Here is a 26,064-nt window from a genome sequence, read left to right as displayed (position 1 = left end):
CGGTAAATCTGCTGCCACTGATATTTTTGCGTCGTTAGGCATAGACATCGTGGATGCCGACGAGGTCGCAAGAGATGTGGTTGCCGTGGGCTCACAAGGGTTGCTTCAAATAGCTGAGCATTTTGGCGAGCGTATTTTGCTTGAAGACGGTAGCCTTGATCGCGCCGCACTTCGAGAGAAGGTTTTTGCTAACCCAGATGAAAAAACCTGGCTGAACGGCCTTCTCCACCCGCTTATTCGTTCTCGCATGCAACAGCTAATCATGGAATCGACTTCCCCCTATTGCATCTTGTCTGTTCCACTATTGGTTGAAAATAAGCTTACTGAAATGTGTAACCACGTAGTAGTGGTTGACTGCCCTGAAGTGCTTCAGCTTGAACGCGCCTTAAAGCGAGATGGTAGCTCTGAAGCAACGATAAAAAGTATTATGGCGTCACAAGCTAGCCGTAAAGAACGGCTGAGCGCTGCAGACCATGTACTAGACAATAGCACCAGCCTAAACGCCCTCTCTTCGCAAGTTTCGGCCTTGCATGAACACTTACTTTTGCTATCTAAAGCGTGAAGTTGATAGACGAAGTTAACGCAAAAACACATCCCTAATAACTAAATTCACCACCTAAAAGCAGGGCGTTACAGCCTTACGGATTGATTTTTGAAACTTTTTTGACCAATTAACGTCAAAGTAAAGATTTGGCGAACAAGTATACTTGGCTTAAACGCTTTGATGCTTTAGGCTTGTTGCCTTTCACTGTTCAGCTAAATTTTTAGCGACATTTCTCTAAGGCTATGTGTTTTAAGGGGTTCCATGGGTCACGCTGTTTTCGAATTTCCACTAAAGGAAAAAGTACGTAACTATTTACGTGTTGAGCAGCTGCTTGGACAACTTAAAATTACGGCTAAATCAGAACATACTCATCTGCAACTGGTGTTCTTTGAACAGCTTTTCGAATTACTTGATCTCATTGAAAGACTGGATCTTCGTTCCGATCTTACCAAAGACCTCGAAGCCCATGAAAAGAACTTGGTGTATTGGTCTAAGCACCCGAAAATTGACAGCGCCGCCTTAGAGCAAGCGCTAAAAACCGTGCTTACCCTAAAACAAAAGCTAAAAACGGACCGCCGTTTTGGTAGTGCTTTGAAAGAAGATAAACTGCTAAGTGCAATCAGGCAGCGCTTTGCCATTCCAGGTGGCGCGTGTAGCTTCGATTTGCCCAATCTTCATTTTTGGTTACAACAACCCCTTGAACAACGCCTCGCTGAAATAGCGCAATGGCTTGAAACGTTAGCCTTACTCGATGATGCTATTGCTGTTAGCCTGTCGTTCATTCGCGAACGAGGTCAATTTGTCAATGTGGTTGCTGACAACGGTTTTTATCAAGGCGCTGCAGAAGATAAAAACGAGTTAATTCGCGTTAAATGTAGTGTTGATGAAGGGTATTACCCTACGCTTAGCGGTAACAAATACCGTTACGCACTCCGCTTCATGCTATTTTCTCCTCAAGAGGGCCAATCTGGCGCAGTGGAAAGCAGTATTCAGTTTCGTTTAGCTGCCTGTTAAACTTAAGACCTGTTGATGTTTGATGTACCGCAAAGATCAGCAGGCCAGAGTCTTTAATTTATTGTTTCCCGTCTGCGGTAGTATAAGCAAATCGCAAACTTCGCCGTTTAGACGTATTTCACTGGAGTAAATAATGGAAGTGAAATGTCCTATTTGTGCCAAGCAGGTTGTTTGGGCACCAACAAGCGAATATCGCCCTTTTTGCAGTAAAAAATGCCAACTTATCGATTTAGGTGAATGGGCCGCTGAAGACAGAAAAATAGCCGGCAAGCCAGCAGAAGACGCAACGCCCAAGCATATCGATGTTGAAGAGATAGAGGCGATGCTAGCACAGCAATCAGATGACTTCTTTAAGCACTAATACGCGATGTCTTTCCCAGACAATTTGGCAAACATCAGTATTTAGGTAAATTCCACTAAGACGTATTCTCGTACAAAGCGCAGTGGTGTAGTATCGGTTTACTTGATTTCCAAGTCGTGGGTAGATGCGCAGACAGCGAACGTATTAATTCATCACAATATTACTCAATAGCTCGCTGCGCAGCCTTCCTCATCCTCAACCTATACAAAAAGGAACATGAATGTTTAATTCTATCGCGCTTGTTGGTGGTACTCATGGAAATGAAACCAGTGGTATTCAGCTTATTCGAAACTGGCAACAGTTTGGGCTACCTTCGCGATTTAATGAGCTAAATGTTTCGTTAAGCATCGCCAATGAAGCGGCCATTGCGGCAAACGTTCGTTTCGTAGACGAAGACTTAAACCGTCAGTTTACCTTTGAACGTTTATCGAATAACAATTCTGCGAAAGAAGCTGAGCTTGCGAAGGCTCTTAACCAACAGTTAGGGCCTAAGGGTGATTCGAACACAGATTTTGTGATTGATATTCACAACACCACCAGCGAAATGGGTGCTACGCTTATCATTTTGGAAGCGGATGAATTTCATATTCAGCTGGCGCGATACGTAAAGCAACAAATGCCAGAAGCCAACATTTTGGTAGAAGACGAAAAGCCCTACCTTGAACATGGTTACCTGTGCACCACTGGTAAGAAAGGTGTAATGATAGAAGTGGGTGGGCAGCCACAGGGCGTGTTAAGAGAAGATGTTTACCTTCTAACACAAACCATGGCTGAAGCAATATTGGATTTTTGTGCCGCGTATAATAAAGGGCAAATTAACACTGACGCTTTGCCTGCCTGTGAAGCTTTTCGTTTAGGCGATAACGTGTCTTTTCCGTTAGATGCTAATGGAAAACGTACCGCCATGATCCATCATTCACTGCAAGATAACGATTTCAAACCTCTCATGCCTGGAGCACCTGTATTTCGGACGTTTGACGGCAAGGATATCCTGTGGGAAAACGAAACTGAAACCTACCCGCACTTTATTAATGAAGCCGCTTATTTCAAACTGGATGTGGCATTTGCCACCGCTGAACGAATAACCTTGTAGGTGTAACTCCGAAAGGGTATATCTTGTTGAGCGTTCTTAATTTTCCAATCTAAAGCAAAGAAATCGCTAAAAATAGAACTGCTCTAAAAGAAAACGGCCACTTTAAGATGTGGCCGTTTTTATTATTTTTGCAATGCGCTAATAATGGGTATATTCGCTTCAGGAAAGTCAGAGGCGTTTAGTGACGTTACCTTTACCCACCGCGACTGTTGGCCTTCTTTGCCGTGCGGCTCGCCGGTAAAATCACACACGCAATGAACATCTAGTTTAACTTGCTTGTCGCCGTAATCATGGGTGATCACAATCACAGGCTCGCTGCGGTTCACAATAATCCCAACTTCTTCAGCAAGCTCTCGCTTAAGCGCCTGTAGAACGGTTTCACCCTCTTCCACTTTACCGCCAGGAAATTCCCATTTTCCGCCCTGATGAACATTGTCAGGGCGAAGCGTAATGAATATTTCATCGCCGCGGGCGATAACGCCCACAGCAACATGTACTACTTTCATTACTTAAGCTTGCCGTGACACTGCTTATACTTTTTACCAGAGCCACAAGGACATGGGTCGTTACGGCCTACTTTCGCACCTTCGCGAACTTGCGTACGTACTTTGTCACTTGCCTCTTCTGGCGTTGCATTCGCTTCTTCGTGCTCGAAGTTCTTAGGCACATCGTCAGCTTGACGACGTTGTTCTTCTACTTTTTGCACGTCTTCTTCAGCTTGTACTTTTACACGAGCAAGAATAGTGATCACTTCAACTTTAAGCGCTTCTAACATTTGTGAGAACAAAGCAAACGACTCACGCTTGTATTCTTGCTTAGGATTTTTCTGCGCATAGCCACGTAAATGAATACCTTGGCGCAGGTGATCCATTGCCGCCAAATGCTCTTTCCAATGGCTGTCTAGGTTTTGAAGCATTACCGCTTTTTCAAACTGGCGCAGTACCTGCTCGCCCACTACCGCTTCTTTCTGCTTATAAGCGTCCACGACTTCGCCAAGAATGCGCTCGCGAAGCTTCTCTTCGTAAAGTTTGTCGTCATTTTCAAGCCAGGCCTTAATTGGCAAGTCTACGGCGAAATCGGCACGCATGCGCTCTTCAAGTCCGCTTACATCCCACATTTCTTCAAGAGACTGTGGCGGAATGTACTCATCGACAACACTTGAAATAACGTCTTCACGAATAGCCGCGATAGTCTCGCTAATATCGCCTTCATCAAGAAGCTCATTGCGCTGTTCGTAAATAACTTTACGCTGGTCGTTGGCCACATCATCGTATTCAAGCAACTGCTTACGAATGTCGAAGTTACGACCTTCTACTTTGCGCTGTGCATTCTCTATGGCGCGAGTTACCCACGGATGCTCAATGGCTTCACCGCGCTCCATACCTAAACGCTTCATCATGTTGCCCATTTTTTCAGAGGCAAAGATACGCATAAGTGCGTCGTCTAATGAAAGGTAGAAACGGCTTGAACCCGGGTCACCCTGACGGCCCGAACGACCGCGAATCTGGTTATCAATACGGCGAGACTCGTGACGCTCTGTACCAATAATGTGTAAACCACCTGAGGCAAGCACAGCGTCATGGCTTTCTTTCCATTCGGCTTTGATCTTCTCGATTTGCGCTTCAGTTGGATTTTCAATCTTCTCAACTTCTGCCTGCCAGTTACCACCTAACACGATATCGGTACCACGACCTGCCATGTTAGTCGCAATCGTAACCGCGCCTGGCTTACCAGCCTGAGCAACGATATCTGCTTCGTGTTCGTGGAACTTAGCGTTAAGCACTTTATGAGGAATTTTCGACTTCTTAAGAATGCGAGAAATGAGTTCTGAATTCTCGATAGACACGGTACCCACAAGCGTAGGTTGACCGCGTTTAACGCAGTCTTTAATGTCTTCAACAATGGCTTCGTATTTTTCTTCTGCCGTTAGGTAGATGAGGTCAGCCATATCTTTACGCTGCATAGGACGGTTTGTTGGGATAACTACCGTTTCTAAGCCGTAAATATGGTTAAATTCGAAGGCTTCTGTATCTGCTGTACCTGTCATACCCGCAAGCTTGTTATACAAGCGGAAATAATTCTGGAAGGTAATTGACGCAAGGGTTTGGTTTTCGTTTTGAATACGAACCCCTTCTTTCGCTTCTACAGCTTGGTGTAAACCTTCAGACCAGCGACGGCCTTCCATCGTACGACCCGTATGCTCGTCAACAATAACGATTTGGTCTTCTTTAACGATGTAGTCTACGTCTTTAGCAAACAACTTGTGTGCACGAAGCGCAGCGTTAATATGATGAAGCAGTGAAATATTACCTGCAGCAAACAGCGACTCGCCTTCAGGCAGCATGCCCTCTTGCTGAAGAATTTCCTCAACGTGAACTTGACCGCGCTCGGTAAGATGAATTTGTTTTGCCTTAAGGTCAATCGTGTAGTCACCATCGCCCTCTTGGCCTTCTTCATCCTCTTTTTCTTGCTGAACAAGTTTAGGAATAATGGTGTTGATGCGGCGATATAGCTCTGAGCTATCTTCGGCCTGACCAGAAATAATAAGTGGTGTACGGGCTTCGTCGATAAGAATTGAGTCAACTTCATCCACTACCGCATAGTTGAGCGGGCGCTGTACGCGGTCTTGTGGGCTAAATGCCATATTGTCACGAAGGTAGTCAAAACCAAATTCGTTGTTCGTACCATAGGTTACGTCAGCTTGATAAGCTTCACGCTTTTGCTGCGGCGACATACCAGGCACGTTACAGCCCACACGCATACCTAGGTAAGTAAATAACTGGTTACTCCACTCAGCATCACGACGAGCAAGGTAATCATTCACAGTAACAACGTGAACCCCTTTGCCAGACAAAGCATTGAGGTAAGTTGGCAAGGTAGCAGTAAGCGTCTTACCTTCACCCGTGCGCATTTCTGAAATTTTACCTTGGTGAAGTACTTGACCGCCTAGCATCTGAACGTCGAAGTGACGCATGCCGTATACGCGTTTACTTGCTTCACGCACCGTAGCGAAGGCTTCTACAAGAATATCGTCAAGGGTTTCACCCTTTTCAATACGCGCTTTAAATTCGTCTGTCTTAGCCTTTAGCGCCTCATCGGAAAGCTTTTCAAATTCTGCTTCCAGTGCATTGATGGCATCTACGTTTTTGCGTAATTTTTTTAATAATCGGTCGTTTCTACTACCGAATACTTTTCGAAGGATGCTTGAAAACATTAGCTTTTTTATTCCACTACTTGTCGAGGCGCCGCACAATGTGCACAGCTAAATTAAACGTATAAAACACAACGGTAACCACGTTGTGTTTTGCGATGTTCTAAAATTATGCTTCTTCGTTTTAGATGACTTTTATTTAATAAAGGCACCGTCTACGAGAATTACCTGGCTGCTACCTACGCTACTTTTTGTAGACGAAAGGTAGAGGATCGACTTGTTTTCCGTTTCTTATTACTTCGTAGTGAACATGAACGCCAGTAGAGCGCCCCGTATTGCCCATCTTGGCGATAGGTTCCCCTTTGGTTACCACATCACCAATCGAAACAGTAAGGGTATCGTTATGCCCATAGCGGGTAACAAAACCATCACCGTGATCAATTTCTACTAGTTGGCCATAACCGTAGCGCTCACCCGCCCAGGTAACAATACCTGCTGCAGTTGCCACCACGTTTTCCCCTGCTTTACCTGCGAAATCTAACCCTTTGTGCATGGCAGGTTCGCCAGTAAACGGGTCGGCCCGCATACCATAATAAGAAGACAACCACCCTGACTCTATCGGACGACCAGATAATTGGCTCTGCTCGTTGATATGGTGACCCCTGACCAAACTTTCAAGCATAGACAACTGTTGAGACTTCAAATCGAGTGATTGCTCTAGTTTGGCTATTTCGTAAAGGATGGGATCGTCTTGAAGGTTATCCGGTATCGATACCGGTACGAAAGCGTCCAGGTCAGCCGCTGACATACCTAATTCTGTTGCGATTTGCTTACCTTTCTCGTCCAGCAATGTAGCCTGCGCAGATAACTCTGCGACGTGAGAAAGCAAAGCTTGTAATTTAACCGTTGTTTGCTCTTTTAGCGCTTCAACGTCTTTTTGTCGTTCATTGACTTCAGTTTGCGCCAAACGAACGCGGGCAATATCTTCTGATACCGATTCAGTTGAACGGCTCGACACTAGCATAAAAATAGACGAGAGCACGGTTGCGCTCACAAGCGTACGGACACTAATGCTGTGCCTATAGCGTTTATTTTTACCTGCTAGTGTAATAGTTAGTTTCATACCACGAAGAAAAATGCTGTTTCACGCCACTCTTTTCATACCACTTCATACCACGATGAATGTGTTTTTAGCCAAAGGCGACAGCCTTTAAGCGATAGTTTTTTGTCACATGGGTGAAATTTATATTAGTTATTCGGCTACTGTATCATTTATTTCAGTAAATGCCATACGAAAAAAAGCCGCCCGTAAGGCGGCTTTTTAAAATTCTTACGCTAATGCGGGCTGAGCATAACGAATTGGTGCTGTTTCCTGCGAGTCGTAGGTCACGAACTCCCAACATTCTTTTTGCGCAAGTACTGCATTTAATAGCTTGTTATTCAGACCATGGCCTGTTTTGTACGCACGCAATTCACCAATTAGACTGTGTCCACCAAGGTATAAGTCACCAATAGCATCCAAAATCTTATGCTTTAAGAACTCATCGTCGTAGCGCAACCCTTCAGGGTTGAGTACGCGGAATTCGTCCAACGCCACTGCGTTTTCCATGCTGCCACCCAACGCTAGGTTGTTAGCATTCATGTACTCTAAGTCGCGCATAAAACCGAAAGTTCGTGCACGGCTAACTTCGCTTACATATGAGCACGAATCAAAATCCATCACCATATGCTGACGAGTTTGACTGATCACAGGATGATCAAAGTCAATTTGGAAATCAACGCGGAAACCATCATAAGGCACTAATTCGGCCCACTTATCGCCATCTTCTACACGAACTGGCTTTTTAATACGAATAAATTGCTTAGGCGCGTTTAGCTCTTCGATACCGGCAGATTGAAGCAAGAATACGAACGGGCTAGCACTTCCGTCCATAATTGGCAGCTCGTTACTGTCTACTTCAATAATAATATTGTCGATACCTAAACCTGCAAGCGCAGACGCTAAGTGTTCTACTGTTTGAATAGTCACACCGTCTTCGTTATTAAGGCACGTACACAGCATGGTATTACCTACCGCGTTCGCACGCGAAGGTATGTCAACATGTGGTTCAAGGTCAACACGCCTAAACACGATACCCGTGTTTGCTGGCGCAGGTCGGAGAGTCATTGTGACCTTTTCCCCTTTATGAAGCCCAATTCCGGTCTCTTGTACCGATTGCTTGATTGTACGTTGTCTAATCATCTGCTTAAGCTTTTACCTATTAAAAAAAAGCGGGCGCGCATTATAGTGAGTTATTACTCACATGTCAAAAAACACCCGTTCTGACGGATTTAACTCTGTCAGATTACGTATTTAATCAACCTATCCACGCGAAATTTTTCACGTTGTATAAATACACCTTACAAGGTGAGACATCGCAAACGCGAAATAATTCCCTTCCGTTTCAGGCAGCTAAATTAGTCTGCCTGCTTACGAAGAAATGCAGGAATATCTAAATATTCCAAATCATTTTCTGGCTGTGCACTGTCGTCGGCCTTCAGCGCCTGATTGCCCTCTGTACCGCCTACTGCAGAACGTGGTTCACTTGATTGCGTGTTACCGTATTCTTTTGCAGGCTGTGTTAGACGAGAGCCTTCAGAGCTTACTAGCGAAATGTCAGGCTTGCGCTCTGCGCCAATACCGGTTGCAACAACCGTTACGCGAAGCTCGTCTGTCATTTCCATATCGATCACTGTACCCACAACCACTGTGGCATTCTCTGAGGCAAACGCTTTAACGGCGTTACCAACAGTCTCAAACTCGTCGATGGCGAAATCTGGACCCGCAGTGATATTTACAAGAATACCGCGCGCGCCTGACAAGTCGATATCTTCAAGAAGCGGACTGGCAATCGCAGCTTCAGCAGCTTCTTCAGCACGGTCTGGACCGCTTGCAGCGCCACTACCCATCATCGCTTTACCCATCTCAGACATAACGGTACGTACGTCTGCGAAGTCAACGTTGATTAGACCAGGACGGGTAATCAGTTCAGCAATACCTTGAACTGCACCGCGTAATACGTCATTTGCTGCGCTAAACGCTTGAAGAAGCGGCGTGCCTGGACCCATTACTTTTAACAGCTTTTCATTAGGAATGGTAATTAGCGAGTCAACGTTGTTAGACAACTCAACAATGCCCTGTTCCGCAAACGAGGTGCGTTTTTTACCTTCAAATGGGAATGGCTTGGTAACTACCGCTACCGTAAGGATGCCCATTTCACGAGCAATCTTTGCCACTTCTGGCGCTGCGCCCGTTCCTGTACCACCGCCCATACCGGCAGTGATGAAAACCATATCTGCACCGTCTAGCGCCTGACGAATGGTTTCTCTGTCTTCTTGTGCAGCTTCACGACCAATATTCGGATCAGCACCCGCACCTAACCCTTTTGTTACACTTGAGCCAATTTGAAGTGTAACGTCTGCACTTGAGCTGCGAAGCACCTGTGCATCGGTGTTAACTGCAATAAATTCTACGCCTTCAATGCTTTGAGACACCATGTGCTCAACGGCATTGCCGCCGCCACCACCGACACCGATGACTTTGATTACGGCTTCTTCGCCGTGACTATCCATTAATTCGAACATACTTACTCTCCGGTTGTACGTCTTTCAAACACTACGCCAGGTCATTCCCTTAGGCTAATTGCTTCCTGCTAGCCTTGATGCCGTAGCTATAGCGCCCCCAAAATAAAATTAAAATTCACCTTTAAACCAGCTTTGCACTCGATGAAATAAGCTTTCACCGGTCTTCTGCGTACTGGACTTCTTATTGTCAGATTGTACTTTGCCATATTGCAGCAGTCCTACGACTGTCGCAAATCCAGCGTCATCAACATATTCGGACAAGCCTTTTACGTTGATGGGTTTGCCCACGCGCACGGGCATCTGGAAAAGTTCTTCGGCAAATTCCACAGCACCTTCCATTTTAGCGGTACCGCCTGTAAGCACAAGGCCTGCAGCGATTTGCTCTTCCAGACCGCTGGCACGAATTTCATCATGTACCAGCTCAAAAAGCTCTTGATAGCGAGGTTCAATCACCTCAGCTAACGTATGACGAGACATCACTCTAGCTGGGCGTCCGCCCACGCTAGGCACTTCAATGCTGTCTTCCATACTCACCATATCCTTCAATGCACAGGCGTAATTCACCTTAATTTCTTCTGCATTGCTAATAGGCGTTCTAAATATTTTAGCGATGTCGCTGGTAATTTGATTACCCGCAACCGGTATTACCGCCGTGTGACGAATAGCGCCATCGGTGTAGATAACCATATCCATGGTACCACCACCGATATCAACCACACATACGCCAAGCTCGCGCTCGTCGTCAGTCAGTACCGCATAACTTGATGCCAACGCTGAAAAGATCAGCTGATCGGCATTAAGTTCACAACGCTCAACACATTTCACCATGTTTTTCGCCATATCGTCGGCACAGGTAATAATATGAGCATCCGCTTCCATTCTTACTCCCGACATGCCAATAGGGTTCTTAATCCCTTCCTGCACATCAATAGTAAATTCTTGTGGTAACACGTGTAGTAGACGACGTTCCGCTGCAATTGGCACACTGCGCGCTGCATGAATAACGTTATCTACGTCTTCTTGTGTTACTTCCTGATTGTTAATCGGTACCATGCCATTTTCATTTTGGCACTTAACGTGTCGTCCCGAGATAGACATAAAAACTGAAGACACACGGCAATCTGCCATTAACTCCATCTCGTTTACTGCACGCTGAACCGATTTCACCACCAGGTTCAAATCGTTAACGCCGCCCTTATCCATGCCTTTCGATGCATGGGTGCCCACGCCAACAATACTGATTTGATCATCTTCTAGTAATTCACCCACAACAGCTTTTACTTGGCTGGTGCCGATATCTAGTCCTACAATCAAATTGCGTTCAGCAGGTTTCGACATGGTTTCCTTAACTCTCTTCATCTGTGGCGCTGTCGTCTTTCCATCCGACTGCTACGCCCGTGTCATAGCGAAGGTCGACGTATTTCACCGCCTTCTCTTGTTGCGCCAGAAGTGGATAAACATCAATAAAGCGTTGTAGCCTATCGATAAACTCCTGACGTCCTAAATTCAATTTAATGCCGTTTTTCAACTGCACTTGCCATGCAAATCGCTCGCTTAATGACAGCTCGTCTAACGTCATATCCGTCGTCGCAATCAACGCGTGCATGGCGTTGTAGCCTTCAAGGGCGGTTTTTTCGCTGCCACCTGGGCCGTAAAGGCGCGGTAAGTCTAACTTCACGCCTTCGTCGTTAAACGTATCGCCATAAGGGTTTAACAACAAATCTTCATTCCATTGCGCAACTGGCTGCTGCTCAACCAAATAAATTTTTAACGTATTTGGCCACTTCTTTCTTACTGACGCGCGATAAACCCAGGGCTGCGCTTCAACAAGCTCAAATACTTCGTTGACGTCAAGCGCGAAAAAGCTTCCAGGCTGCGCCTTGCGTATTAAACGCTCTAGCTTGGTAATATCGATGTGCTGATAATCACCAGAAAAATCGATAACCTGTACCGGCATTTGCTGTTCATCCTGCAAATACTGGTTTGCTTTAAGCCCACCAAACACTAATCCTGCAATAACAAACAGTAAGAAAGCGACGCCGCCCCACACTGCCGTTTTACTTTTGCCGCTCTTTACAGAAGCAGGCTTATTTTGATTAGTATTGGTATCTGCCACGTTTACGCCTTGTTTGCAACGTCATCGAAACTAGTAGAAAGAATACTTAGTACCAGTTCGTCAAATGTTAATCCTGCAACTTTGGCTGCTTTCGGCACCAAACTCTTTTCTGTCATGCCAGGCACTGTGTTCGCCTCTAGCAAATAAAATTGCCTTTGGTTGTCCTGCATAACATCAATTCTACCCCAGCCGCTGCCAGAAATAGCGTCAAAAGCACGAGATGCTAGTTTTGCTAGCTGTGCTTCTTGCTCTTCAGACAAGCCGCTTGGGCAATAGTATTCTGTCGTATTATCCTGATATTTCGCAGCATAATCATAGAATGTATGTGGAGTAGACATGCGAATAGACGGCAACGCCTGTCCCTGCAATACAGAAACAGTGAACTCGGGGCCATCTATGTACTGCTCTAACAGGACTTGATTATCGTATTTAAAGGCGTCCTGAATGGCAGTTTCGAGCTGTTTAGCGCTTGTCACTCTTGCCATGCCAATACTCGACCCTTCTCTGGCCGGTTTTACCATGACTTCATTCCCCAATTTATCCATTATAGCGCTGCACTTACCAGCTTCAAAGTGCCTTTTATCAGCAATTTCATATTTTGCAGTGGGTAAGCCTAAACTTTGCCACACTTGCTTAGTATGAATTTTGTCCATTGCCAGTGCAGAACCTAAAACTCGACTTCCGGTATAGGGGATTTTCAGTAGCTGAAGAGCTCCTTGCATAGAGCCATCTTCACCACCACGACCGTGCAGCATAATGAGTGCTCTATCAACTTTTAGGTCGAGAAGATCGGTAAGTGGTCGCTCTGCTGGGTCAAACGCAAACGCATCCACGCCTTGTCTTAACAGCGCGTTTAGCACCGCATTCCCAGAATTTAGTGATACCTCGCGCTCAGCAGAATCGCCGCCAAGCAGTACAGCAACTTTTCCATACTCGTCAGGAGAGTGTGTTTTTTGAGAATGCATACCTACTGAAGGTTTAGACATCTTATTCCCCTTCCTTTGCAAGCGATGTTGCTTCTAATTCATGACGGGCAAGAAGCTTAGCAATTTGTCCGATATTTCCCGCGCCTTGTGTCATGACAATGTCGCCATCTTGCATGATATTCGCCAAAATAGCTGGTAAGGCGTCTTTGTCACCTACGTATACAGGCTCGATTTGACCACGCTGACGAATGGAACGGCACAACGCTTTACTGTCAGCGCCTTCAATAGGTTGTTCACTGGCTGCGTAAACATCCAGAAGCAACAAAGCATCAACACTCGACAGTACTTCAACAAAGTCTTCGTAAAGGTCGCGGGTTCGCGTAAAGCGATGTGGTTGATAAACCATAACCAAGCGCTTATCAGGCCAGTTTGCACGAGCCGCAGCGATAGTCGCCCTTACTTCCGTTGGGTGGTGACCATAGTCATCTACTAAACACACCTCGCCTTTACTGGTAGTAAACGTACCTAGCTGCTCGAAACGACGACCTATGCCGCCAAAACTAGCTAGTGCGCGAATGATAGCGTCGTCATCTACACCTTCATCCGTTGCTACAGCGATAGCAGCAAGCGCATTTAGCACATTGTGGTTACCGGTGAGGTTCAACGTTATATCTAACGGTTCGCGTTCTGGACGAATGACCGTAAAATTCGCTTTACCGAATGACAGAGAAACATTTTCTGCGCGATAGTCATTATGTGATTCAAAACCATAGGTAAGAATGCTTCGACCTATACGAGGGCGAATTTCTTGGATATTTGCATCGTCACCGCACACGATGGCTTGACCATAAAACGGTAGGTTCGACAAGAAATCAACAAAGGTATCTTTCACCTTTGAGAAGTCGCCACCATAAGTATCCATATGGTCGGCTTCAATATTGGTCACCACAGAAACCATCGGCTGCAAATGAAGGAACGACGCATCGCTCTCGTCAGCCTCTGCGATTAGATAACGGCTTTTTCCCAAACGCGCATTCGTACCAGCACTGTTAAGCAAACCGCCGATAACAAACGTAGGATCATACTCCGCTTCTGCGAAAATCGTTGAAATTAAACTGGTTGTAGTCGTTTTGCCGTGGGTACCCGCCACCGCAATACCGTGGCGGAATCGCATCAATTCTGCCAGCATTTCTGCACGGCGAATAATTGGAATGCGCTTTTCACGAGCAACGATGATCTCTGGATTTTGCTCATTGATAGCGCTAGACACCACAATAACGTCCATGCCTTCAACATTTTCCGCGCGGTGGCCTATTTTCACATCAGCGCCTAATTCGCTTAAGCGCTGTGTCATTGGCCCTTCTTGAATGTCAGAGCCAGCAATAGCATAACCTTCGTTCAGTAATACTTCGGCAATACCACCCATACCGGCACCGCCGATACCAATAAAGAATATATTTTTAACCCTGCGCATTTGCGGGCTTTCAAATGGGGTTTTAAAAACCATTAGTCCCCTACTCCTACCACGCTTTTAACGTGGCTTACTACATTTTCCGTGGCATGAGTGCTTGCACATGTTTTCGCTACAGCACCCATTCTTAAGCAGTCTTCAGGGTGTTGTAACCACTGACGCACCGCCTGCCCCAAATTTTCTTTCAATACAGATTGAGCAATCATTAGTGCCGCATTTTGCTTTACTAACGATTGCGCATTTTTTGTTTGGTGATCGTCTACCGCAAAAGGTAGCGGCACGAAAATCGCCGCGCGTCCGGCAGCTGCAACTTCACTTACCGTAAGCGCACCGGCTCTGCAGACAATAAAATCTGCCCATTCGTACGCTGCCGCCATATCATCAATAAAATCACTAACATCGATTTTCGACATATCTGCGCCCACCGACGTGTAGGCTTTGATGACACCTTCACTGTTACCTTTACCGCACTGGTGTTTTATTGATAAACCTTCTAGCACACCGCATGTTTCTGGGACGGTTTCATTGAGAATTTGCGCGCCTAAACTGCCGCCTACAACAAGTAAATTAAGGCCATGTTTATGCTCTGTGGTGTTTTCACGAGCGTCTGCGTCAATGTCCACAGATTTGGGCTTCACCTGCCAAATTTCATCACGAACAGGATTGCCCACAGTATGCACCTTAGTAGCGCCACCTGAAAATTGTTCTTTGGCATCGTCAAAGCCCAGAAGCACGCGACTTGCGAATTTACTAAGAAGCTTATTGGTCATGCCTGCCGCTGCATTTTGTTCATGCACAATAACGGGAATACCTAAGCTTTTTGCAGCAACCCCACCAGGGCCGCTAGCGTAACCGCCAAACCCAACAACGATATCAGGTTGAAGGCGCTTTATAATTCGCCTTGCAGAAAATAAGCTTTTAACTAACGCAACAGCACCTTGAAGACGTGCCGAGACACCTTTGCCACGAAGCCCTTTTACCGGAATAAAGTGAATAGGTATGTCGTGCTTAGGCACAACTTGCGCTTCCATCCGCTCGGCGGTGCCTAGCCAATGAATGTCCCAACCTTCCTTTCGAAGCGCGTTTGCCACTGCAAGGCCTGGGAAAACATGCCCGCCTGTACCGCCAGCCATAATTAAGCAACGCTTAGCCATTATCAGCCTCCTGCGCTACCCGCGCGAGTATAGCTTTAATGCCAGCTTTTCCTTCATCTTCTGCACTTGATGTTTTGGCGCTAGGTTTAGCTTCAACCGTCGCTGTAGAAAAATCCGCTTCATCGGCCCCACTCTCTACACTTGCCTCACGTTCAGCTTGTGACGCTTTAGTTTGCGACGCGCTTGTAGGAATAGGCTTTTTACGGCGGGCCTTGCTCTTACCGGATTTGCTGTCGCCCCGGCCAATCGCCTGTACGCCATCAACCCGTAATTCAAAATCGATACGAAGTAATATGGCTACTGCTACTGACATGATGATAAGTGACGAGCCGCCGTAGCTAACTAACGGCAGTGTTAACCCTTTTGTTGGCAGAATACCTGCGCTTGCACCAATATTTACCGCCGTTTGGAAACTGAACCAGATGCCTATGCTGTAAGCCATGTAACCATCAAACGCTCGCCCTTTTTCAAGTGCCTTATTTCCAATGCTTAGTGCACGCAACACCATCCACAAAATAAGGCCGAGTACGGCAAGCACACCAACGAAGCCCAGCTCTTCCGCCAAGATGGCCATAACAAAGTCAGTGTGTGCTTCGGGTAAGAATTCCAGTTTTTGCAAGCTATTGCCTAGGCCTTGCCCAAACCAGTTACCCCGGCCATAGGCCATTAAAGACTGGGTTAGCTGATAACCAGCGCCAAACGGATCAGCCCAAGGGTCTAAAAAGGAAGTAACCCGTTTCATTCGGTATTCTTCAAACACGATAAGCGCTACAACCGCCAATATGCCTGCAAACACCAGTGCGAAGAACTGCCAAAGTCTCGCACCTGCTAAAAACAGCAAGCCAATCGTGGTTGCAAACATCACAACGACGGTACCTAAGTCTGGCTGTAGCAGTAATAGCATCGCTAACGCAAAGAACACGACAAGAGGTTTAATAAATCCTTTTAGATTTTCGGTCACTTCTTCGTAGCGGCGAACCAGATAACCCGCCAAATAGGCAAAGAAAAAGAGCTTAGCAGGCTCGGCAGCTTGAATGGTTATAGGCCCAATCGCCAACCAACGGGTACTCCCGTTTACAGTTCTTCCCACTACCAGAACTGCTAACAATAGCGCGATGGCCGCGAGCAGAAGATAGGGATTGGTCATGCGCCAAAACTGCATGGGCAAATTCAGCACTACCATTGCGGCAACGATCGCCCCAACAATGTAAATACCGTGGCGAATAGCAAAATAGAAGGGGTTGTCGTGCAGCCTATCGGCCACCGGCATCGACGCCGAGGTGACGATAATAATGCCAATACTCATTAGCGCGAGCGCAATTAAGATAAGCGTCACGTCATAGGGGTGCGTTGCCGAAGGTTGTCCGTCGTGCTTCGCGGCAAATAACGCGCTAAGTTTGGTAGAGGCAGCAATCATGATGTGGCCTCCACAGCGTCGTCGTTCTTACTGTGTAGATTAAGTAGGTCGTGTACATCTTGTTTAAACACGTCACCGCGATGCATATAGTTCTTAAACATATCTAAACTTGCACACGCAGGCGAAAGCAGCACAACATCACCAGGGGCAGCAAGTCTTGTTGCTGCTTTTACGGCGTCTTTCATCGTTGCCACACGAGTTGTATGCGCAAAACTCTTTTCAAACAGGTGTGCATCTTTGCCCAAAGCAAACACGTGCGATACATATTTATTTAGATAAGGCGAGAGGCTGGCTATATCAGCGCCTTTAGCGTCACCACCTGCAATAAGAATGAGCTTCCCTTGTATAGTCGGGGCTAACCCTTCAAGGGCAGCTACCGTGGCGCCAATGTTGGTTGCTTTCGAATCGTCGATATAGCGAACATCGTTTACACGGGCTATTTCTACACACCGATGTGGTGCAGCTTTAAAACTGTGTAGATGTTTAACCGCGAGCGCTGGCGAAACACCTAGCTGAAGGCAGATACCCAATGTAGCCATGATGTTTAGTACGTTGTGCATGCCCGCCAAATGAATATCGTTAAGGGCAATAAGCTTTTCGCCTTTAAACGTTATATATAGACTTTGTTCATCGTCACGAGCACTATCGTCACCGTCAAAAGACGCAATCGCAAACCCTGTGGTCGACTCTCCCAGTCCATATTCAACGATATTTTTTGACGCTAGCGACTCTTCATTAGACGCGGCATTAGATTCGCCATCAGATACTGCATTTGATGCAGCAATCCCCTTAGCATCGGTAATAAGCTGCTCGTAAGATGCTACAAACTCACCGTCTCGCCACACAACCGCAGATTTCGCGTTATCAAAAATGCGATGCTTGGCATCGATATAGGCTTCAAGGGTACCGTGACGGTCAAGGTGATCATCGGAAATATTAAGGACAGTTGCAGCTTCGAGCACCAAGCTAGACGTTGTTTCAAGTTGAAAACTTGATAACTCCATCACCACTACATCTGCATCACTTTGAAGCGCTTCAAGCACAGGGCGACCTACGTTACCCGCTTCAATACTTTTTACGCCGCAGCTTTTGAGCAGATGGTTCACTAATAAAGTAACCGTGGTTTTACCGTTAGAGCCGGTTATACCTACTACGCGCTTAGCTGGCGTAGCATCACTCGTGGAGGCATTTAATCGGGCAAACAATTCCACGTCGCCGATCACCTCAACACCACACTTTTGCGCTAAAGCCACTTGTTCAATATCAAGAGCAAGCCCCGGGCTTAACACCAAGGTGTCTACACCATCAAAGTAATCTTCGCTTAGAGCAGTGCAAGTGACCTTCTCTGCCATAAACGCTTGCATGTCGGTATCAAGATCAGAATCAGGGTCGGTAACTAGAGTAAAATTAGCACGGGTATCAAATGCTTTAACCGTTGCCTGCTTTTGCAACAAAAAGCGCACGCAAGCCTGACCTGTAACACCTAGGCCACCGACTACATAACTATGCTCACGTACGTTATACGACATTACGATTTATCTCTTTACCGCTTATCTAAGTTTGAGGGTAGCAAGACCCACCAACACCAAAATGATTGAAATGATCCAAAAACGCACTATTACGCGCGGCTCTGGCCAGCCCTTCAATTCATAGTGATGGTGAATAGGCGCCATACGAAAAATACGCTGGCCACGCAGTTTGTAAGAACCTACCTGAAGAATGACTGAAACGGTTTCCATTACAAACACGCCACCCATGATGATTAACACCAATTCTTGGCGCACCAATACAGCAAGCACGCCTAGTGTGCCGCCCAACGCTAGTGAGCCAACGTCGCCCATAAATACTTGTGCCGGATACGTGTTAAACCATAAAAAGCCTAAGCCTGCACCGACCATGGCAGTGCACACAATCACCAGCTCGCTGGTAAGCGGAATATGAGGAATATTCAGGTATTCGGCAAAGTTAGCATTACCTGTCACATAGGCAAAAATGGCGAATGCGCCCGCCACCAAAATAGTAGGCACAATAGCAAGACCGTCTAATCCATCGGTAAGGTTTACCGCGTTACTTGTACCAACAATGGCGAAGTAAGTAATGATAATGAAGAATGCACCTAACTGCGGAAACACTTCTTTGAAGAAAGGCACCAGTAGTGAGGTTTCAGCGCTTATTGTTGCACTGCTGTATAGATAGAATGCGACGCCTAACGCAACCACAGATTGCCAGAAATATTTCCAACGGGCGATAAGCCCCTTCGAATCTTTGCGGATCACTTTTCTGTAGTCGTCAACAAACCCAATAATACCGTAGGCCACAACCACGGTAAGGGTTACCAACACATAACGGTTAGTCAGGTCAGCCCAAAGCAGGCCGCTTACTACAATTGCTGCGAGTATAAGTAACCCGCCCATAGTGGGTGTGCCTGATTTTGACAAATGGCTTTGCGGGCCATCGTCTCGTACAGTTTGACCAATTTGCATACGCTGTAAATAACGAATCATCTTAGGGCCAATAAGAATGGCAATAAGTAATGCGGTCAGCGTGCTTAAAATTGCACGAAGGGTAAGGTATGAAAATACGTTAAACCCTGAATCGAATTGTGTCAGCCAGTCGGCTAGCCAAATTAACATGCTATTCGCTCCCGACGGCTATCGTGCTTTCCCAGCGCAGAGGCCTCTACCGCCTCTACCACACGTTCCATTCTGGAACTGCGTGAACCTTTAACTAAAATTGAAATATCGCGCTGCTGCACTAACAAATCACTCTCCATTGCGGCCAACAAACTTTCAACATCGCTGAAATGGCCACCATTTTCATTAAACACAGCACTGGCTGATTGACTCAAAACACCCATGGTATACAGGTAATTAATTCCTTTTTGTTTAGCATATTCCCCCACCTGCTCGTGGTAAAAACGCGCTTTTTCACCCAACTCTTTCATGTCGCCTAGAACAAGAACGCAGATACCTGAAAAGCTACTTAGCGTATCAATTGCCGCATTTACAGACGCCACGTTGGCGTTGTAGGTGTCATCTAACAGGCGAACCTGTTCGGTAAGCTGTTTTACATTCAAGCGGCCGCTAACTTGCTTCATGGCAAGTAAGCCGTCGCGCACGTTTTCTAGTGTGGCGCCAACTTGCAGCGTTAATGCCGCAGCAACAAGGGCATTCCCCACGTTGTGAACGCCAGGAATAGTAAGCTGAATAGACATATCTCCTTGCGGGCAAACCAAGTGGAATGCGGCGCACCCATCTAGCCCAATGGTGATATCTTCTGCTCTAAAGTCAGCATCGTTTTTCTGCTGGGGCGAAAACGTTAGCGTTTTGGTCTGTTTAAGTTTGCCTTGCCAAAATTCAGCAAACTGGCTATCAACATTGACTACCGCCACGCCGTCACTGCCTAAGCCTTTAAAAATTTCACTTTTGGCGCGCGCTACACCTAGCAAACTTCCAAAGCCTTCTAGATGAGAAGCGGCGGCGTTTACGATAGTCGCGACGTCCGGCTTAACAAGGTTCGTGGTATAGGCGATTTCACCAATGTGATTTGCGCCTAACTCCATCACTGCATATTCATGCTGAGGTTCAAGGCGTAGAAGGGTTAGCGGCACACCGATATCATTATTGAAGTTACCGTTTGTGGCTAATACATTGCCTCTTCGCTCCAAAATAGCGGCACACATTTCCTTTACGGTGGTTTTGCCACTGCTTCCGGTAATCGCAATCGTTTTGGGTGCCACATAAGCTTTTACTGCCGCACCTAATAGACCAAGTGCTTCTTTGGTATCTTCAACCATGATGACAGGTAACGAGGTTGCTACGTCTTCACTGGCAATAACCGCACTTGCTCCCGCTTTCTCCGCCGTTGAAATAAAATCATGGCCGTTAAAATTCGGGCCTTTCAAGGCCAAGTAAACTGCGCCATCTTCTAGGGTGCGGGTATCGGTACTTACTGCAGACACTTCAACGTCAGCAGCGCCTTTCAATAATTTTCCATTAACCTTTTCGGCTATCCATGACAGCGTTGTTGTTATCATTTGCTGTACTCCTGTTGCAGTCGCGCCACAACTGCACGTTCGTTATAGTTAGTCTTTTTGTCACCGATAATTTGGTAATCTTCATGGCCTTTTCCGGCCACGATGATGATGTCGCTTTCATGCGCATGCTCAAGGCAATGACGAATAGCTTGCTCGCGATCGGGAATAGACACTGCCAGCTCACGGTTTTTCAAACCCGCAATGATATCCTCGGCGATAGATTCAGGGCTTTCACTGCGACTGTTATCTGTGGTGATCACAATAGCGTCAGCACCAACCTCGGCAGCCTGCCCCATTAACGGTCGCTTGCCTTTGTCTCTGTCCCCGCCACAACCAAACACACACCACACTTTGCCCGTTGTATGGAATTTGGCGCTTAACAGCACTTTCTCCAGAGCGTCTGGCGTATGCGCGTAGTCCACCACTAGGTTCGCAGCACCCGTTACAGAGAAAACTTCCATTCGCCCGGGTACTGGCGTGATCGCATTTACCGCGTTAACCACGTCATCAAAACGCTCACCTTCAGCGAGTAACGTACCTATAGCACTCAATACATTACTGATATTGAACTTTCCGAATAGTGGCAGCGAAATAGCAGCGCTTCCCCACGAACTCACCAGTTCAAAGCTACATCCACCTGCATGATAAGAAGCATTTGTGGCGAAACAATGGCGACTTTGAGGATTGTTATGCTCTCGCAAGTATTCACTTTCACCGCTTCCATCCAGGCCACTTTCGTCTATACCTGTCCAGACGCGTGTAATCGTCTTATCTGCTGCACCATCCCACTTCTTACTTTCATCATCATTAGCGTTTAATACCACAGCCTTTAAACCTGGCTGCTGAAGCAGCAAGCGCTTGGCTTTGCCGTACTCTTCCATGGTGCCGTGGTAATCGAGATGATCTCGAGTAAGGTTGGTGAAAACAGCGATATCGGTTTTTACTGTACCAAGCCGACCTTGAACCAATGCGTGAGAACTTGCTTCGAAGGCCGTATGGCGCACTTCACTTTGCACAAAGTCTGCCAACAAATACTGCATACGTATGGCATCGGGCGTAGTGTTTGCTGCCGGCGTGTTCGACCACTGGGTTTCATCGCCTTCAAACACACTGCTCCCTAGAGTTCCGATGCTTGCACTACGTGTACCTAACGCATCCTTAAGCTGGGTAAGCAATTGAACTGTAGAGGTTTTTCCGTTTGTCCCTGTCACTGCTACCGTCGTCATTTTCTGAGCAGGGTAGTCGTAAAATGCGGCAGCTAATGCAGAGAGCATTTGTGGTAATTCATACAGCGAGATAATGACGCTGTGGTCACGCATTTCCATCTGACCATGGGCACTACTGTCTTCAGTTTGCGCCAGAATTACACGGGCCCCTAAACTTATTGCCTGGGGTATAAAATCTCGACCATCACGTTCGTGGCCCTTAATTGCTAAGAAAGCTAAGCGTGTATTCACTTCTCGGCTGTCTAGCGTTAAACCTTCAATGCGGATATCTGGGGCGTCTACACCAAATTTCGCCAATAAAGCTTTTATACTTTGAATAAAGGCACTAACTACCACTTTGACCTCCTTTCAATAAGCGGCTAGATGTAACCTGCTTGTCATCGGGCGTAACGTTTAACATATGCAGTGCGCCACCCATAATTGATGAAAAGACAGGTGCAGCGGTATCCCCCGCGTGATACAAATCACCGCCAGGTTCGTTGATCAATACAATAGTTACTAGCCTGGGGTCAGACACAGGTGCGATACCGGCGAAAATGTTGACGTACTCTTCGCCGTACCCGCCGGCCACCGCTTTTCGGCTTGTTCCTGTTTTCCCAGCAACGCGATAACCTGGTACCGACGCTTTTGTTGCTGTGCCGCCACGCTGGGTTACGCTTTCCATCATTTGAACAATAGCGTTAGCGTTTTCTTCGCTGATCACCCGCTCAGATTGAGCCTGCCATGAAGGTTGCTCTGGCGACTTGATGACATTAAGCGGTGTTTTAATACCGCCGTTCGCCAACGTTGCGTAAAGACGCCCCAACTGTGCAGTGGTAACCGAAATGCCGTATCCAAATGACAGCGTAGCTAGCTCAAATTCAGACCAGCGGCTGCGCTCATGAAAGATACCGCTACTCTCACCCGCCATATTAAGCCCGGTATCGCTCATTAAGCCCATATTGTAATAGGTATCCAGCAGGAACTGTTTAGGCACAGAAAGCGCCAGCTTCGACGTCCCCATATTTGAGGAATGCTGAATAATTTCTTCTAGCGTTAGTTCGCCGTAGTTGCGCGAATCTTTTACTAGGCTGCCGCCTAATCGCATCCATCCTGGATGAGTGTTTACTGAGTCTTCAGGCTCGACTTCACCGAACTCTAATGCAGTAAGGACGGCCAGCGGTTTTAGCGCCGAGCCTGGTTCGAACGCATCGGTAATAACCCTGTTACGCATTCTGTGCGCAGAAATATCGCTTCTATCATTCGGATTGAACGACGGTGCATTCACCATGGCTAACACATCACCGCTTTTTACATCGATGACAATGGCGGAAGCCGAGCTTGATTGGTAATAAATCATGGCTTCTTTAATTTCTTTATAAGCAAGTGCCTGAATACGCTGATCAATAGTCAGCTGCAGGTCGCCGGCTTTTTCGCCAGACTTTGTTTCCAAGATTTCTACCTGACGGCCTTTCGCATCGCGGCGTATTTTACGAGAACCCGGCGTGCCCGTTAGCCACTCGTTATACATGCGCTCTAGACCTTCAACCCCTGTATCATCAACATCGGTTACGCCGATTAACTGCGCTGAAACTTCGCCTGTAGGATAGTAGCGGCGACTTTCTCGACGAAGATAAATACCGGGAATGTCCAGTTTATCAACGTACTCTGCCATGGCAGGCGACACCTGACGCTGCAAGTAAACAAAGCGGCGTTTAGGGTTTGCCACTTTCTCTTTGAGTTCATTGACGTCTTGGCGCAGTACGTCTGCCAGTGCTTCCCAGCGGCGTTCTTCCTCGAAGCCGTTGTTTTCATGGATAACTTTAGGGTCAGCGTAGATGGCCCGAACAGGCACACTCACCGCCAGCTCAACACCATTTCTATCGGTAATGAGCCCGCGATAGGTTGGCATATCACGGGTTCTTAGTGTGCGGTTGTCACCCTGTTGAATTAGCTCGTCTGGCTCAATAACTTGAATATAGGCTGCACGGGCGGCGAGCACGCTGAAAACTAGCATAATAACAACAAGCACAACGACAAAGCGCCAGTGCACTAGGCTTGGCGTTACATTTTGTTTTGCACCGGTCTTTTTACGTTGGCGAGAAAGCGCGGTTGTACTCATTTTAACCTCACCACTACTTCATCATCTGCGGTTGGACGGTACATTTCTAATTGTTTTTCAACCAGGTTTTCTATGCGGTTGTGCTCGGTTAACGCACGTTGCTCAAGCACAAGGTTACGCCACTCTACATCCAGCTCATCTTTCTCTTGCATGAGGTCTTCAAGTGCAATGACCTGCTGTCTGTTGTGATGGCTGCTAAGCGTTACCGCCATAGCACTAGTGATAACCATTAAATACAACAAAACCCGCAACTTGTTGCGGGTCAAATCTGAAACAATTATTAGCAGTAATTTAAAATTAGTGCTGGCCTTGTCTGGCGCGGCTTTGGTCATAACTTTTCTGCCACACGTAATACCGAACTGCGAGAGCGAACGTTGTTCGCAATCTCCTGTTCTGAAGGTTTTATCGCTTTGCCCAAGGCTTTTAGCACTTTATCTGCATCTATTTCAGCCTGAGTAATCGGTAAGTTGTGTGGTACTGATTTCCCTTTACTTTGATCCTTAATGAAGCGTTTTACTAAACGGTCTTCAAGCGAGTGAAACGAAATAACAGCAAGACGACCTTCTTTCGCCAACACCTGTGTCGCTGCTTTAAGCCCGACGCGAAGTTGCTCCAGCTCCGCATTGATGTATATGCGAATGCCTTGGAACGCGCGGGTAGCCGGATGTTTAAACTTATCCTTTACAGGAACCGCTTCGTCGATGATCTTGGCTAGCTGTGCAGTGCGTGTGATAGGCGTTTCTTTGCGTGTGTTCACAATGGCATGGGCTATGCGTTTGCCGAACTTCTCTTCGCCAAACTCTTTAATAACCTGCGTAATGTCTTGTTCTTCGGCGCTAGCCAACCAGTCTGCAGCACTTTGTCCACGTGAGGTGTCCATACGCATATCCAGTGGGCCGTCACGAAGGAAGCTAAAACCACGCTCGGCATCATCTAGCTGAGGTGAAGACACCCCCAAATCCATAAGCACACCGTCAATCTTGCCAGTTAGCCCTAGCGCTTCGATTTCTTCTGCCATATCACCAAACGGTGAGTGGATAATGCTAAAACGCTTATCATCGGCGAAACGTTCTGCCGCTTTGATTGCTTGCGGATCACGGTCAAAAGCGATGAGTCGCCCGCGTTCACCCAATGCATCCAAAATATGTGCTGAGTGCCCCCCACGGCCGAAAGTGGCGTCAATATAGATACCGTTCGGTTTGATCGCTAGGGCTTCAATGCATTCATCAAGTAATACTGAAATATGTTTAAATTCGCTAGGCTGCGTCATAGAGAAAAGTCCTGTAATCGTTCGGTAAGTTCAAATTCGCCTTTGCGTTCGGTGTCTATATCAGCTTCAACTTGTTGTGCCCAAATATCGGCATCCCAAATTTCGAATTTGTTTAACTGACCAACTAACATGACTTCTTTTGAGAGTTTTGCGAAACTTCGCAGTGGAGTAGGAACAAGAATGCGCCCGCTTTTATCCATCTCACCTTCAGAAGCATAACCTAGTAGCAATCGCTGCAAGCGACGCTCGGCTGGGATCATGCTTGAAAGTTTAGAGAGTTTAAGCTCAATCTCTTCCCATTCGGGAAGTGGGTAAAGTAGCAAACAACTTTGTTGTGTATCGACTGTGCAGACCAGTTGTCCCTGACAATCATCCAGCAGCGACTGACGATACTTCGTCGGTATAGCCAGTCTGCCTTTTGTATCCAGATTGATTGCGTTAGCGCCGCGGAACATTCCCCTAGCCTTTTATTATTTGCTCTTGGTTTTCTTGTTTTTTGAGTACTAATCTGCAAAGTGATGATGATTTGATCCACAATTCGCCACATTTACCCACTGAGT

23 protein-coding genes are annotated in these 26,064 nt (G+C 46.7%); 4 read left to right on the top strand and 19 right to left on the bottom strand.

Annotated features, from left to right (window positions below):
- The 4 genes from coaE to BIZ39_RS11375 form a co-directional block, all read left to right on the top strand.
- Positions 1–562: dephospho-CoA kinase (gene coaE / locus BIZ39_RS11390; RefSeq protein ID WP_187447011.1), on the top strand; the 562-nt coding region annotated here is incomplete at its 5' end.
- A 243-nt stretch (positions 563–805) separates the two neighbouring features.
- The gene (gene zapD / locus BIZ39_RS11385; RefSeq protein WP_061095702.1) at positions 806–1,558 is read left to right on the top strand and encodes a cell division protein ZapD; all 753 of its coding nucleotides are present in this window, start codon (positions 806–808) and stop codon (positions 1,556–1,558) included.
- Positions 1,559–1,691: 133 nt separating this feature from the next.
- Positions 1,692–1,919 carry a DNA gyrase inhibitor YacG gene (gene yacG / locus BIZ39_RS11380; RefSeq protein ID WP_014950407.1) on the top strand — a complete coding sequence of 76 codons (228 nt, stop codon included), beginning with the start codon at positions 1,692–1,694 and terminating at the stop codon, positions 1,917–1,919.
- 220 nt (positions 1,920–2,139) lie between these two features.
- Positions 2,140–3,012 (top strand): aspartoacylase, encoded by an 873-nt coding sequence (locus tag BIZ39_RS11375; protein ID WP_187447010.1) that lies wholly within the window; start codon positions 2,140–2,142, stop codon positions 3,010–3,012.
- A gap of 122 nt (positions 3,013–3,134) precedes the next feature.
- Here the strand turns inward: BIZ39_RS11375 and mutT are convergent, their stop codons facing one another.
- The 19 genes from mutT to mraZ all read right to left on the bottom strand — a co-directional run bounded on the left by mutT (position 3,135) and on the right by mraZ (position 25,959).
- A complete protein-coding gene (mutT, locus tag BIZ39_RS11370; protein ID WP_187447009.1) occupies positions 3,135–3,518 on the bottom strand; it encodes an 8-oxo-dGTP diphosphatase MutT in 384 nt (127 codons plus the stop codon).
- A complete protein-coding gene (gene secA, locus BIZ39_RS11365) occupies positions 3,518–6,226 on the bottom strand; it encodes a preprotein translocase subunit SecA (protein ID WP_187447008.1) in 2,709 nt (902 codons plus the stop codon). Before secA ends, mutT begins: the two co-directional genes overlap by 1 nt.
- A 181-nt stretch (positions 6,227–6,407) precedes the next feature.
- The gene (locus BIZ39_RS11360) at positions 6,408–7,286 is read right to left on the bottom strand and encodes a M23 family metallopeptidase (RefSeq protein WP_187447007.1); all 879 of its coding nucleotides are present in this window, start codon (positions 7,284–7,286) and stop codon (positions 6,408–6,410) included.
- 207 nt (positions 7,287–7,493) lie between these two features.
- Positions 7,494–8,405 (bottom strand): UDP-3-O-acyl-N-acetylglucosamine deacetylase, encoded by a 912-nt coding sequence (lpxC, locus tag BIZ39_RS11355; protein ID WP_049586065.1) that lies wholly within the window; start codon positions 8,403–8,405, stop codon positions 7,494–7,496.
- Positions 8,406–8,620: 215 nt separating this feature from the next.
- On the bottom strand, positions 8,621–9,787 hold the full coding sequence (gene ftsZ / locus BIZ39_RS11350; protein ID WP_014980042.1) for a cell division protein FtsZ: 1,167 nt from the start codon (positions 9,785–9,787) through the stop codon (positions 8,621–8,623).
- 108 nt (positions 9,788–9,895) lie between these two features.
- Positions 9,896–11,125 (bottom strand): cell division protein FtsA, encoded by a 1,230-nt coding sequence (gene ftsA, locus BIZ39_RS11345; protein WP_014980043.1) that lies wholly within the window; start codon positions 11,123–11,125, stop codon positions 9,896–9,898.
- A gap of 7 nt (positions 11,126–11,132) precedes the next feature.
- On the bottom strand, positions 11,133–11,903 hold the full coding sequence (locus BIZ39_RS11340) for a cell division protein FtsQ/DivIB (RefSeq protein ID WP_061095707.1): 771 nt from the start codon (positions 11,901–11,903) through the stop codon (positions 11,133–11,135).
- 2 nt (positions 11,904–11,905) lie between these two features.
- On the bottom strand, positions 11,906–12,889 hold the full coding sequence (locus tag BIZ39_RS11335; RefSeq protein ID WP_187447006.1) for a D-alanine--D-alanine ligase: 984 nt from the start codon (positions 12,887–12,889) through the stop codon (positions 11,906–11,908).
- Between the two features lies 1 nt (position 12,890).
- The gene (gene murC / locus BIZ39_RS11330; protein ID WP_187447005.1) at positions 12,891–14,336 is read right to left on the bottom strand and encodes a UDP-N-acetylmuramate--L-alanine ligase; all 1,446 of its coding nucleotides are present in this window, start codon (positions 14,334–14,336) and stop codon (positions 12,891–12,893) included.
- Positions 14,336–15,454, bottom strand: coding sequence for an undecaprenyldiphospho-muramoylpentapeptide beta-N-acetylglucosaminyltransferase (murG, locus tag BIZ39_RS11325; protein ID WP_187447004.1), 1,119 nt, complete (start codon positions 15,452–15,454; stop codon positions 14,336–14,338). The genes murC and murG overlap by 1 nt, the downstream gene beginning before the upstream one ends.
- Entirely contained in the window at positions 15,447–16,871 is a 1,425-nt protein-coding gene (gene ftsW, locus BIZ39_RS11320) for a cell division protein FtsW (RefSeq protein WP_187447003.1), read from the bottom strand. The genes murG and ftsW overlap by 8 nt, the downstream gene beginning before the upstream one ends.
- A complete protein-coding gene (murD, locus tag BIZ39_RS11315) occupies positions 16,868–18,400 on the bottom strand; it encodes a UDP-N-acetylmuramoyl-L-alanine--D-glutamate ligase (RefSeq protein ID WP_187447002.1) in 1,533 nt (510 codons plus the stop codon). Before murD ends, ftsW begins: the two co-directional genes overlap by 4 nt.
- A gap of 21 nt (positions 18,401–18,421) precedes the next feature.
- On the bottom strand, positions 18,422–19,504 hold the full coding sequence (gene mraY, locus BIZ39_RS11310) for a phospho-N-acetylmuramoyl-pentapeptide-transferase (RefSeq protein WP_061095711.1): 1,083 nt from the start codon (positions 19,502–19,504) through the stop codon (positions 18,422–18,424).
- Positions 19,498–20,907: a UDP-N-acetylmuramoyl-tripeptide--D-alanyl-D-alanine ligase gene (gene murF, locus BIZ39_RS11305; RefSeq protein WP_187447001.1), complete on the bottom strand. Its 1,410-nt coding sequence runs from the start codon at positions 20,905–20,907 to the stop codon at positions 19,498–19,500. The genes mraY and murF overlap by 7 nt, the downstream gene beginning before the upstream one ends.
- The gene (locus BIZ39_RS11300) at positions 20,904–22,469 is read right to left on the bottom strand and encodes a UDP-N-acetylmuramoyl-L-alanyl-D-glutamate--2,6-diaminopimelate ligase (protein WP_061486406.1); all 1,566 of its coding nucleotides are present in this window, start codon (positions 22,467–22,469) and stop codon (positions 20,904–20,906) included. Before BIZ39_RS11300 ends, murF begins: the two co-directional genes overlap by 4 nt.
- The gene (locus BIZ39_RS11295) at positions 22,459–24,234 is read right to left on the bottom strand and encodes a peptidoglycan glycosyltransferase FtsI (protein ID WP_014977227.1); all 1,776 of its coding nucleotides are present in this window, start codon (positions 24,232–24,234) and stop codon (positions 22,459–22,461) included. Before BIZ39_RS11295 ends, BIZ39_RS11300 begins: the two co-directional genes overlap by 11 nt.
- On the bottom strand, positions 24,231–24,566 hold the full coding sequence (gene ftsL / locus BIZ39_RS11290) for a cell division protein FtsL (RefSeq protein ID WP_187447000.1): 336 nt from the start codon (positions 24,564–24,566) through the stop codon (positions 24,231–24,233). The genes BIZ39_RS11295 and ftsL overlap by 4 nt, the downstream gene beginning before the upstream one ends.
- On the bottom strand, positions 24,563–25,504 hold the full coding sequence (gene rsmH / locus BIZ39_RS11285) for a 16S rRNA (cytosine(1402)-N(4))-methyltransferase RsmH (RefSeq protein WP_187446999.1): 942 nt from the start codon (positions 25,502–25,504) through the stop codon (positions 24,563–24,565). The genes ftsL and rsmH overlap by 4 nt, the downstream gene beginning before the upstream one ends.
- Positions 25,501–25,959 carry a division/cell wall cluster transcriptional repressor MraZ gene (mraZ, locus tag BIZ39_RS11280; protein ID WP_012519465.1) on the bottom strand — a complete coding sequence of 153 codons (459 nt, stop codon included), beginning with the start codon at positions 25,957–25,959 and terminating at the stop codon, positions 25,501–25,503. Before mraZ ends, rsmH begins: the two co-directional genes overlap by 4 nt.
- Between the last annotated feature and the right edge of the window lie 105 nt (positions 25,960–26,064).

Source organism: Alteromonas sp. BZK5, assembly GCF_014349115.1.
Lineage (GTDB): Bacteria > Pseudomonadota > Gammaproteobacteria > Enterobacterales > Alteromonadaceae > Alteromonas > Alteromonas macleodii.
The sequence above is the reverse complement of the archived record's forward strand: the minus strand, read 5'-3'. Positions and strand labels throughout refer to the sequence as shown.